This window comes from Spirosoma knui, assembly GCF_054780635.1.
Window position 1 is genome coordinate 380,123 of record NZ_BAAGVY010000003.1, and the last position, 11,413, is coordinate 391,535.

8 protein-coding genes are annotated in these 11,413 nt (G+C 50.0%); 1 reads left to right on the top strand and 7 read right to left on the bottom strand.

Translation table 11 applies throughout. The features are described from left to right. Positions 1 to 70 precede the first annotated feature (70 nt). The 5 genes from ACYVIY_RS10250 to ACYVIY_RS10270 all read right to left on the bottom strand — a co-directional run bounded on the left by ACYVIY_RS10250 (position 71) and on the right by ACYVIY_RS10270 (position 8,634). A complete protein-coding gene (locus tag ACYVIY_RS10250; protein ID WP_460976234.1) occupies positions 71 to 637 on the bottom strand; it encodes a Uma2 family endonuclease in 567 nt (188 codons plus the stop codon). 178 nt (positions 638 to 815) lie between these two features. Continuing rightward, a complete protein-coding gene (locus ACYVIY_RS10255; protein ID WP_460976235.1) occupies positions 816 to 1,157 on the bottom strand; it encodes a YrdB family protein in 342 nt (113 codons plus the stop codon). A 78-nt stretch (positions 1,158 to 1,235) separates the two neighbouring features. Further along, complete coding sequence (locus tag ACYVIY_RS10260; RefSeq protein ID WP_460976236.1) at positions 1,236 to 2,921, bottom strand: glycoside hydrolase family 13 protein; 1,686 nt, start codon at positions 2,919 to 2,921, stop codon at positions 1,236 to 1,238. 115 nt (positions 2,922 to 3,036) lie between these two features. After that, positions 3,037 to 5,907 carry a TonB-dependent receptor domain-containing protein gene (locus tag ACYVIY_RS10265; RefSeq protein WP_460976237.1) on the bottom strand — a complete coding sequence of 957 codons (2,871 nt, stop codon included), beginning with the start codon at positions 5,905 to 5,907 and terminating at the stop codon, positions 3,037 to 3,039. Positions 5,908 to 6,066: 159 nt separating this feature from the next. Further along, on the bottom strand, positions 6,067 to 8,634 hold the full coding sequence (locus tag ACYVIY_RS10270) for a TonB-dependent receptor (RefSeq protein ID WP_460976238.1): 2,568 nt from the start codon (positions 8,632 to 8,634) through the stop codon (positions 6,067 to 6,069). 269 nt (positions 8,635 to 8,903) lie between these two features. Between ACYVIY_RS10270 and ACYVIY_RS10275 the strand changes: the two genes are divergently transcribed. Then, positions 8,904 to 9,587 carry a DUF2490 domain-containing protein gene (locus tag ACYVIY_RS10275; RefSeq protein WP_460976239.1) on the top strand — a complete coding sequence of 228 codons (684 nt, stop codon included), beginning with the start codon at positions 8,904 to 8,906 and terminating at the stop codon, positions 9,585 to 9,587. A gap of 92 nt (positions 9,588 to 9,679) precedes the next feature. Here ACYVIY_RS10275 and ACYVIY_RS10280 read toward each other — a convergent pair whose 3' ends face one another. Together ACYVIY_RS10280 and ACYVIY_RS10285 are read right to left on the bottom strand one after the other, a co-directional pair. Beyond that, on the bottom strand, positions 9,680 to 10,273 hold the full coding sequence (locus ACYVIY_RS10280; RefSeq protein ID WP_460976240.1) for a YbhB/YbcL family Raf kinase inhibitor-like protein: 594 nt from the start codon (positions 10,271 to 10,273) through the stop codon (positions 9,680 to 9,682). 143 nt (positions 10,274 to 10,416) lie between these two features. Continuing rightward, entirely contained in the window at positions 10,417 to 11,118 is a 702-nt protein-coding gene (locus tag ACYVIY_RS10285) for a hypothetical protein (RefSeq protein ID WP_460976322.1), read from the bottom strand. Positions 11,119 to 11,413: the final 295 nt, after the last annotated feature.

The window sequence follows — 11,413 nt, forward strand, 5'->3', positions numbered from 1 at the left end:
CAGGCAGGCGGATAGTACTAAGCCCTATTTGAGGAAGTTCGGGCAACGTAAGCGGAGGCAAGTTCAAAAGCTATTGAGCAAACAGATCTGCCACCGCAAACTGAAGCTCCGGCACGACGGGAGCCGCCGAAGTTACGTCTTGCTCTTTGTAGGTTTTCGATTCGTCGGGTGAGGTGTAGGCAAAGATTTTTTGCCGCGTCGGAGCGATGTACCAAACCAATTGCGCTCCCCCATCGAAGTAATCCTGCAGCTTATCTAATACGCTTTCGTACGATTCGGATTCCGACAAAAGCTCAATAGCAAACAACGTATTCACGCGCTCACCCCGACGGATGGCCTGATGCTGTTCAGCAGTGATGTATGTTAGATCAGGGATTCGCTTTCTAACTCCATCAACGTACGAATCGCCTTCAGGCATCAACGTGTGTTTTTGCGCAAACTGAGCTGTTTGCATGAATTGGCGGATCAAAAAATCAGCAATGTAGAACTCGTCTTGTTTCATGGCGGGTTTAGGAATGATGCGGCCCCGCACAAATTCATAGCTCCCCTCATGCGGATGTTCAAGCTCCCACTGCTCAAACTCGTCAACGGTTTGCAGATGAGTAGGTAAAGATGGTGTGGTTGGCGTCGCGATCATAACGGTACGTTGGCTTGGTCAGTTAAAGCAATTTACGCAAAATAATACAACACCCTTATGCTCGCTGATAGCTTAAATTTAGTCTGAAATAAGTAACGAGCACAGACACCTCGTTCTCATCATAGTAGAAGATTGGTAACACCTACACTGACATCATGCCTGATACCAATCGAACAAGCTACTGTTTCAAGGCTACGGCGATGGCTTCGCTCAGTAGGACTAGTGCAAAGAATATAATGGCTGAGGGGTGATGGCCTACCTTATACCATACGAACGCTGTACTGCCGAACAGTACTATCTTGAACATTGATAGATAGGGATACACGAGACGATGGTCTGATCGTGGGGCAGCATAGTATCCCCATAAGGCTATCGCTATAGCAGGTACACCGATGGCTAGTACGTACTTCCAGCCATTGTTCTTTCCTGTTTCGTATCCCCAGGCACTCAACATATAAAGCATGCATAGCTCGAGTGCGAAAGCCAGAACTTGGTTTGTGTATTTCAATATGGTTATCATTTATTGATCAACACGAGCTATTGAACTATAGATGAAAAGCTGACGCATATCCCCGGACGGCGTACCGCAGTCGAGTCATTACGAATAGCCAATCAGAACTCTTGCTTCGTAGGGACGTAGTGTGAATAAAGAACTAGCGTAGTTGGATAAAACTACTTCTCCGGCTTCCAGCTCCGGTACGTATGCTTCGCTGTTGGAGAAGTTAGCCAGAACCAGAATGCGCTCTTCGCCCAGTGTGCGTTCATATACCCACACTGTGGGATGATCGGGCGACAAGTCTTTATACGTACCCTCCCAGATGACGGGCGTTTTCCTGCGCCAACGAATGAGTCGTTTGTAAAAGCTAAGAATCGAATCATCCCGCACCTGCTGATCCGCTACGTTGGTTTGCGTATAATTTGGATTTACCTTGAGCCAGGGGCGGCCCGATGTGAAACCCGCATTCGGCCCATTATACCACTGCATGGGCGTACGGGCATGATCGCGGGCAATGTAGTTGACCGATTCGAGAAAGGCCGACTCGGGCACTTTTCCGGTTGCCACCAGCGCTTTGTAGGCGTTAAGCACCTGTACGTCGTTGAACTCGGTTATGCTGTTGAAGTGGCAATTGGTCATGCCGATTTCGTCACCCTGATAAATGGTTGGCGTACCACGCTGCGTCAACAAAACCGTGGCTAGTAGAGTCGCCGATTCGTACTGGTAATTCGTTACGTCGCCGAAGCGGGATACGCATCGCGGATTGTCATGATTGCCCAAATAGATATTTTGCCAACCCGCTCCCGTATCGCCTTCGTTCTCCATCGCGCGGTCCCACGTATCGAAAATGCGCTTCAATTCCAACAGGGTAAACTCTGGCGCTGGTTTGGAAAAATGGTATTCATCCCGTGGGATGGCGTGGCCGAAGTGATAGATCATGTCTAGTTCATGCCGATCTTCACCCACATACAGCTTTGCCTGCTCCGACGAAATACCCACGCCTTCGCCAATGCTGATGCAGTCGTACTGGCTAAGCACTTCGCGGTTCATTTCCCGCAAGAACTCGTGAATACATGGTCCGTTGGCATAAACTGACGTATCACCAAACCGACCGGGCGGGTAATCTGGAAATGTGTGATCTTTGGACAGAAACGGAATTACGTCCATTCGGAAGCCGTCTACGCCTTTGTCGAGCCAGAAGCGCATCAGCTGATAGACCTCTTCTCTCAACTTCGGGTTCTCCCAGTTTAAATCTGGCTGTTTATTGAGGAATAAGTGCAGGTAGTATTCACCCGTTGCTTCGTCAAATGTCCAGGCTGGGCCGGAGAAAATCGATAGCCAGTCGTTGGGTAGATTGCCCTGTTCCGGTAGATCCTGAATCGATTCGTGGTCTATCGGAACAGGAGGGCGCCAGATGTAATAATCCCGATAAGGATTGTCTTTGCTTTTGCGGCTTTCCACAAACCACGGATGCTCGTCAGAACTGTGATTGACGACCAGATCCAGCATCAACTTCATATCTCGCTTATGGACGCCCGCCAGTAGCTCATCGAAATCGTCCATATCGCCGAATTCGGTCATGATGGCTTCGTAATCGCTGATGTCGTAGCCGTTATCGGCATTGGGCGACTTAAAAACGGGGCTAAGCCAAAGTATGTCGACACCCAGATCATGCAGGTAATCGAGCTTTTGGATAATACCCATCAGATCACCCACGCCATCGCCGTTCGAATCGTTGAAGCTCCGGGGATAGATCTGATAAATGATCGCGGATTTAAAGTCACTCATGAAGCTACCAGAGATCAATGAAACTTAGGATATGCAGACATAACCGACCAGTCTCCCATAAGGGTATAGCCAGCTTACGTCCATTGAAGGGATTGTGGTGGTCGTCGCAAATCAGCTACCGCATCAGTTCACCAAATGTGATGCTCACGTAATACAGGCCACCAATTTGCGCTAGCCCGTACCCTTGTGAGTAATACTGGTTCAACAGGTTAGTTCCCCCCAGCTTAACCACCGACTTAAACGACGGTACCCGGTACGACACTTGTGCGTCAAGGCTACTCCACGAAGGCAACCACGTATCACCTTGGGTTGTGCCCTGCTCTATCCAGGTCTCGTCTGTCCAGCGGTACGTAACAGTAGCTCCGATTCGGTTCGTTATGCGGCTATTGCTCAGGCCGATGTTGTAGCGGTTCTTAGGCGAATTAAAGTAGTTACGTCCCTGCTGCGACACTTCCGGACTACTCATCTCGCGCTTAACAATGGGCCTGCCCGAACGATCGCTAAGTATGGTGCCCTGTGCATCGCGGAGTGTTACTAAACCATTCTGATACGCGTAGTTGCCGTGCAATGTGTACCCTTTTCCAAGACTATATTCAACGCCAAACCCGATTCCCCGGACAAAAATTTCGTTAGAGCTATTGACGTTTACCAGCAACGGCCGGTAGTTGGACGGCGTTAACAGGTCCGTGGGGCCACCGCCTGGTATTAGCAGCTGATTAAGCGGTTGCGTTGTAATAAAATTAGAATAGCGGCTGGCAAAGTAATAGGCATCGATAAAGAACCGATCAGCCACCAGCGCCTTATACCCAATCTCCCAGGTTTTAAGCGTTTCGGCGGTAAACCGAGTAGGGTCAATTATAAACGCCTGGGGTGCCGTTAAGGTCGTGTTGCTTTGAGAAGTCGTTATCCCAACCTGCAAATAACCGGGATTGGCATTTAATCCTGCTCCGTTATAGGCTTGCCCCAATCCGCCCACTTCACCGCCCTGGCCGATTGGCGGTGCCCCAAACAGTTGCAAAGGGGATGGATTGTGGAAGGCGGACTGCCACGACACACGCAGGTTGTGCACACCGGAACTGACTACGGCCGCTACCCTTGGGGTCAGTATGCCTTTGAGATACTGGTTCTTATCATACCGGGCAGAAACGGTAGGTTTTACCGACAGCGCGCCAACCGCAAACGACTTCGAAGCCTCCACATAAGCGCCTACTTCGTTGATGGTATATTCCGACCCGTCGGGGCGACGCACAAACAGCGTTCCGCCCGACTCCAGCGCATAATGGCGTAGACTGGCCCCGGCAACAACCGTAGCGGCTCCGTTCAGCAGCTTCGAGAAATCATACATTCCCTCGTAGTGCCACAATGCCGAATTGTCGCGAAACCGCAGACCCCGGTTCATAGTCGCCCCCGGAATAAAGTTGGTATTGAACGTATTGGCGTAGGCATCCCGAACCCGGTTGAACTCCAACGAACCCGGCAGGTAACGTCCTCGGTCGGCTACCGAACGCGCCAGGTCAATACCCCCATTCTTCCCGCCGTCGAAATAAGCTAAGCCGAATTCAGATGCCCACTGATCCAGTGGTTTCCAGGTGTTGTTGATGGCGCGGGCCGTTTGGCCGATGTTCCAGCCTTCAGCGCGCTGCTGCGTGGTATACGCCCGCAGAAAGAAGTTATCACCGCGCAACTCGGCTTTGATCTGATTACGTCGGTAATCAGGAAAATACTCTCGAAATTCGGCCGTACGAATAAAGTTACCGTTTCCATAGTACCACCCAATTGAAGCCTCAATAGAATTGGTCAACTTGTAATGCAGCGATACGTCGGCGCGGTTGTTGAACACCTTCCCATTATTGCCGAGTACGTCAAGCTCCGTATAGCCGGTGCGGGTAACCAGCTTATTACGTAACAACGAGTTTGCATAATCGCCCGGAAACAGAAACGCCCCGCCGTTATTGATGTCGTCACCGTAACGATTGACGCCATCGTACTCAAAATTTGTGTTCGAGTCATCATTCGGTACGTAGCTAATTCCCGTTGCGACACCGCCCCGGACGGGATCTGTGCTGAAAAAACCGGTACGAGCGCGTGTCGAACGGTCGCTGTAATCATCGGCGATAAAATCCGTAGCGGTTATTCGTTGGAAATTAACCTTAAAGGCAAAGCGTGTACCCAATTGTTTGGCGTAGCGAATGGCGTAGTCCGAGTAGGGTTTAGCCCCAGAACCAGTCTTACCAAAACTATTCGCCCCAACTTTCACCTGAGCGCTCAGCCCCTGATACGTAAACGGACTCTTGCTGGTTGTCGACAGTACGCCCTGAAGCGCATCGGGGCCGTACAAGGCTGAAGCCGGGCCCGTAATTAACTCTATGTTCTCAACGTCGAGATCGGGAATGCCAGCAATAGTACCAAAGCCAAACCCAAAGCCGGGTACCCGGTTGTCCATGCCATCGTTAAGCTGTAAGAACCGGTTGTTATTGTTCGCGCCGAAACCACGCGCGTTCACCGACTTAAACAGCAAACTTTGGGTCAACAAATCAACGCCCTTAACGTACTGCAGCGCGTCGAACGGCGTAATAGCTGGTGAATTGGCGAACTCCTGAAGGCCTAATTTTTCGACGGTTACGGGCGCTTTTCGAATATCTTCGGACACCCGACTTGGCAACGTAACGGCTTCATCGGTTACGGTAGCCTCTTCAATAAGTTTGACTTCTACCGCTCTGAAGTTAGAGCCACGTACCAGAACCGATTGTCGGCTGTAGCCACCCAAAAAGGCCTGTACCGTTAGCGGGAGCGATTCGGCGGTTTCCAGATTGAACTGTCCATCAGCATCGGTCGTCGCGCTCGCTGCTGTTCCCCGGATCGAAATGGTTACGCCACCCAATGGCTGACTTTTTGCGTCGGTAACCCGCCCCGCAATCTTGATCTGCGCCTGAGCAGCTATACTACACAAAATCGAGAAGTACAGAAAAAGGAGTAGTTGTTTCATAAGCGTCATTCGTTGGATAAAAGCCCGGCCTTTACCAAAGACAAGGCTGGCAAAGATACGCCATCGAACAACCACCTATTAAAAACAGGCCCTGAATCTATCGCTTAGCCTTCGATAAGATTCAGGGTCCGTGTTCAGGACTACGTAACTACACCTGGCTTAGAACGAGTAGCGTAACGTAACGCCATACGTACGTGGGTCGCCGACAATGCCGGCATAATGCCCCGCGCTTCCCGGAGCGGCCAACAATTGCTCAAAGTAATTGGTGTTGAACAGGTTTCGGCCCCAGACGAAAACGGTAATCCCGGTAGACGCCCGGAATCCAACCCGTCCATTGATCAGTGAATACCCATCGATATTCAGGTACTTTGAAGGCGATGGACTCGACGAGAACGAGGACCGGTAGAAAGCATCTACCCCTAAGAAGTAATTACCTTTCAGGCCGAGGAATTTTCCGCGGGCGGTTGCTTCGCCACCCACAGAACCTGACCATTTCGAGATACCGGGCAAAACGCCCCCCGAAACATCTTTGAAGGCTTGCTCGCCACCGGTTTCTTCCAACGGCACCGGCGCATTCTTGAACGATACATACTTACCGTCCGTGTAAGCAATGGCTGCGTTTAAAGTCAGGAAATTAGCGACGCGAATGTTTCCGTCAACTTCAACGCCCATCACACGCACTTTTTCGGCATTGGCCAGATAGCCCCGGTTTACGCCCGGCTCAGGCGTTTGTACCTGCGTCTGGTAATCCTTAATATCTGTGTTATAAAGTACTACGTTCAACGTAGAATTAGGCGTTGGTTTTGTTTTGACGCCGAATTCGAGGTGTTTGACAAACTCAGGCTTCACCTCAGCCAGGCTAAGCAATACCTGCCCATTAGCCGTTGGCAGGCCGCCAATGTTGATTCCAACGGGTTTGTAGCTGATCGCGTACGTCCCAAAGGCATTGATCGCCTTGCCGGCTCTATACTGCAGGGTAAGCTGACCAGAGAAGTTATCCGACGATACGTCGGTATCAAACGCCTGATTCGTATAGACGCCGTTTTTTAGGGCCAGTAGAGCCGGGTCGGTCGTTTGCAGACCGCCGTAGGTTTCGCGCTTGTAATTGGCAACCTTCTTGTCGTAGTTATACCGGATACCGGGCAGAACGTGGATTCGATCCGTTACGGCCCAGTCAAGTTGCCCGAAAGCCGCTAAACCTGTGCTCTGGATTCGGTTGGTGGTACGGATGCCAAAATTATCGAACAGTCCAGGCGTTTTCCAGAGCGCACTGGTTGAGCTTTGGGCAAACCGCCATTGCGCCGAACCCGCTTCTTCGGTCTGCACGGGGTCAGATTTTAAATCCTGCCAAAGACCGAATAAACCAACAACGCCCGTGAGGCGCGATGAAACCCGCCCGGAGTACCGTACTTCCTGCGACCACTGATCATGAACTGAGTTACCAGCTGAAACGGTAAAAACGGGTAAACCGATGTAGTCACGGTCATTCAGTGGCGTCCACCGCCAGTGCCGCCATGCCGTTGTCGAGGTTAACGTACCATTGCCAATCTTTATATCTGCATTCAGCGATACACCACCCAGGCTGTTATCCGCTTTCGAGGGCGTATCCAGGTCAACAACCCGCTCGAATGCGCTCGAGTACGGTAGTTTGTAATTTAAATCCGCAATGATCGCATTGAATTGACGGTAAGCCGCTCGTTTGGTGGGTACAACACCAGCTACTGGCCAGCCGTACCCATTCGGTTTTTGATCAGAAAAATCACCAATCAACGTAATATTTACCTTGTCGCTTGGGGTGTACAGCAGTTGCCCACGCACGCCAATGTTGTTGATATCATTGATGGACTGTTGGGTATGTACATTGAAAAACGTTCCGTTTCGTTGTGTACCTGTAAACGAAACCCGCGCGGCCAGCTTCTTGCTTAATGGCCCTGTGAGTGAGCCCTTAGCCTGGATGTAGCCATAATTACCATAGCTCAGTTCAAACGTTCCGCTTGGCGTAAAACCGGCGGGACGCGTCGTAATATTAAATGCCCCGGCTGTTGTATTTTTCCCATACAGCGTTCCCTGGGGTCCTCTTAATACTTCGACCTGCTCAATGTCGATAAAATCGAGTGCTGTAGCGGCCGGACGAGCGTAGTATACACCATCTACGTAAAAGCCAACACCTGGATCAATCCCATCGTTTGTCAGGCCGTAGGTAGACCCCAATCCACGAATATTCAGCGTCGTGTTCCGGGCGTTCGAGGCATATAACTGAACCGTTGGTACCAGTTCTTTCAGCCGGTTTACGTTAAAAGCGCCAGCATCCTCGGCCCGGTTGCCGCTCACAATCGAAATCGGGATAGGAACCTCCTGTGCCGATTCCTGACGGCGCCGGGACGTAATAACCACATCGTCCAGTTGATTAGCGCCTTCGACGAGTTGAATTTCTACGTTATTGTCGTTAATAACGGTTTCTTTGGTCTGATAGCCCACGAACGATACGACGACGGTGAACGGAAGCTTCTGCCCCGTGAGCAGATTAAACTGGCCGTTAATATCGGTTGGGCCGCCATTCGTTGTCCCTTTTATGGTTACGGTGGCTCCGATCAGTAATTCTTTGGTGCGTGCGTCAATGACTTTTCCCGATACCGTGGAGTTGATAACCGGGGCATTCTGAGCCGATAAAAATGAGGGTATAAAAATTGCCCCTAGTATCAGAACAGATTTTAAAAATTGCTTCATTCTCAGTTGTAGTTAGCAGTGTATTAATGTTTTTCAATGCACAGAGAGTATGGCTTTCAATTCAATTTTTCCATTTCTCCCTAAACTCCCGGTTGTAGATAGACTATTAGTACTTATAATCTATTGAATTAGTAGGGATTGCAAAGAAAGGTGTATATTGCTACCACTTCCAAACAGGAGAGCTAATTATTTTGGTTTCTTATTTATTTTTCTTGTTTTGAAGCTAGCCGTTCGCGGAAAAAGTCAATTTCAACGCATCAATTAGTTGTATGAAGAAAGCAGTACTATTTGTAGTTTACGTTTTGATTTCGAGTACAATTCAGGCTCAGCAACCGACGCTGCCACTGGCCAAACTAGTTCTGGAACAGGAGCAAGCCTGGCTTGGGTACTTCAATCAAACCCGATTCAATACGCATTGGGGTATTTGGACAGACATTCGCCACCGACGTACTGACTTTCTCGACCGGCTGAACCAGAATCTATTCCGGGCCGGACTAACCTACTACGTCGTCGACAATCTGCGGCTCACGGCGGGCTATGCCTATGCCGGATCTGCGTTATCGCCCAGTGGAACCATTCGGCCTGAGCGTCGACCCTGGCAACAAGTCTGGTGGGCGGGGCGGTTCAATCTGTTGCAGTGGATTAGGGCTGGGCAACGGTTCAATCACCGTGTTCAAGGGGACCAGTTAGCGGATGGCTACAGTTTCAACTGGCGGTTTCGGTACAACTTCATGTTGCAAATACCGTTCAATGGCGAAACTATTCAGCCTGGTATTCCCAACTTTGTTATACAGAACGAATTCTTTATTAATGCGGGCAAACAGATCACGTATAATTACTTTGATCAGAATCGCTTTTTTGTCGGACTATCCTATCCGCAAGAATCTGACGGCGCAGCTTGGCTACATGAACCAGTATGTTCAGCAACCGTCGGGCAATGTATTTATCAGTAACCATACCGCACGACTGTTCGTATTTCATACGCTTGATTTGCGTAAACAGCCGTAACGGTCTGGAAGAGGTAAAGCTTCGTTAACGTAGCGCTTTAGCGGAAGTAGCCGGTTAGTTCACCGTAAGCAAGCACATGCCCTTTCATGGCATCCAGAACGGCTTGTTTATCAGGAGCGCTGGGGAAAGTCAGGAGTTTATCGAGCGCATAGACACGAAATACGTAGGCGTGTCGGCCAGCCGGTGGGCAGGGACCGATGTAGGTCAGGTCGCCGGTTGAATTCTTACCGGTTTTGCCACCCAGCATGCGCATCTGCTCAATGGATAGCCCTTCGGGTAAACTACGTACCGACGCCGGTAAATTGTAAATAACCCAGTGCGACAAATTGTAAACGGGAAAAACGGGAGTCGGTACGTCATAATCCGTCATCAGCACTACGTACGACTCGGCATTGGGTTCGTCACCCTCCCACATCAGCGCCGGAGAAGCCTCCTGCCCTTTGCAGCTACAATTTATGGGCATGTCGCCATTGGGCGGAAATGACCTGCTGGTTACAGCAACCGTTTTCCTAAGCGCAGCATGATACGCCTGTTCATCCTGACGCTGGTTTTTTGCCCGGATATGCATCACAGCCGCCACTGATCCACAGATAAGGAATATACCCACAAGCACCCAGAGGAGGACACGCATAAAAAAGCCGGTTAAATACGTTATCGTATCTATCCGGCTAATTTATAGTAAAACTTTGCTAAGTTTCCGGTTTCTCAACCTGTTTATGAGCCCATTCACTCATATTAGTAATACTACTTAAGCGTAATTCTACGCGGCCCGACCTACGCAGCCCGGCTACTCTGTGGCCGACGTAACGTTGTAGAACGTAGCAGCTGCGTATTTGTGCGGGCTTCTTCAATGACCTGTTCAGAAACAAGACCGAGGTGGTTTGCCCGCTTCAGTACGTAGTCGAACGGCAAATTGAAATAATTCGCCACTTCACTGCGGAACGAATCGGGAAACTTCGACAGCCGTAGGCCAAAAAACTTACGAACTTCATCTTCCGGCAACATAGCGGCTAAAGCCACCCGTTCGGCCTCAGCCAGCAGTTCCAGGCGCGAAGGGTACAAATACTCTAGCCCGATAGAAGCCGTTAGAATATTAAGAAACAAGTTCTTATACATTGCCGACAGTTCAGCGGGCAGGATGATCCAGCCCTGCTCCCGAAACTTAGCCGAGAAGCCAGTAAGCCCCTGTTCACCGCGAATCTCTCCGGCAATAATCTCGCTGGGGAAACGCAGGCGGTTGGCCTCACTTTCGCGATCGGCCTTCTGCAGCCGGAATACGACAGCTTCGACCGGACTTTTTTGGAACAGTAAGTCGGCAGGCATGACGCGAGTGCTTTCCCACTGGTCAGTCATACGCATAAACAAACTTTCGTTCACGGGTAAGTTCTCGGGGTTGCCGAGGCTGATAAGCATCCGGCGGAAAGCCGCCAGAAAATCGATCTGGAGTTGATTCGGATTAGTGCGTCCTCGCTTCATGCGGTTGAGGAAACTGAGCGTTGGTTTTAGACCATAACTCAGCGTCATTAGTATGGTTGTTGATTGTAATTGGGGAGGTAAATATAAACAATAAGCTACTGAAAACAAAGGAGTAACGTAGATTTATACCGTGAAGTTGTTTGCCAGAAAAAAATAGCCGAATCACCATTAATCAGGAGATTAGAACGGTGATGTTACTCTTTGTTTCAACGGATGTTTTGACCAGCTGAGCATAATAATACCCCTCAACTTGATACACCAATAGCCTCTCAAACACAGACAAAAATTAATTCTT

Bases quoted from the DNA above. Each gene is read 5' to 3' on its own strand.
- ACYVIY_RS10285 (WP_460976322.1), bottom strand. From the start codon at position 11,118: ATGAAGCGAGGACGCACTAATCCGAATCAACTCCAGATCGATTTTCTG.
- ACYVIY_RS10265 (WP_460976237.1), bottom strand. From the start codon at position 5,907: ATGAAACAACTACTCCTTTTTCTGTACTTCTCGATTTTGTGTAGTATA.
- ACYVIY_RS10270 (WP_460976238.1), bottom strand. From the start codon at position 8,634: ATGAAGCAATTTTTAAAATCTGTTCTGATACTAGGGGCAATTTTTATA.
- ACYVIY_RS10260 (WP_460976236.1), bottom strand. From the start codon at position 2,921: ATGAGTGACTTTAAATCCGCGATCATTTATCAGATCTATCCCCGGAGC.
- ACYVIY_RS10275 (WP_460976239.1), top strand. From the start codon at position 8,904: ATGAAGAAAGCAGTACTATTTGTAGTTTACGTTTTGATTTCGAGTACA.
- ACYVIY_RS10250 (WP_460976234.1), bottom strand. From the start codon at position 637: ATGATCGCGACGCCAACCACACCATCTTTACCTACTCATCTGCAAACC.
- ACYVIY_RS10280 (WP_460976240.1), bottom strand. From the start codon at position 10,273: ATGCGTGTCCTCCTCTGGGTGCTTGTGGGTATATTCCTTATCTGTGGA.
- ACYVIY_RS10255 (WP_460976235.1), bottom strand. From the start codon at position 1,157: ATGATAACCATATTGAAATACACAAACCAAGTTCTGGCTTTCGCACTC.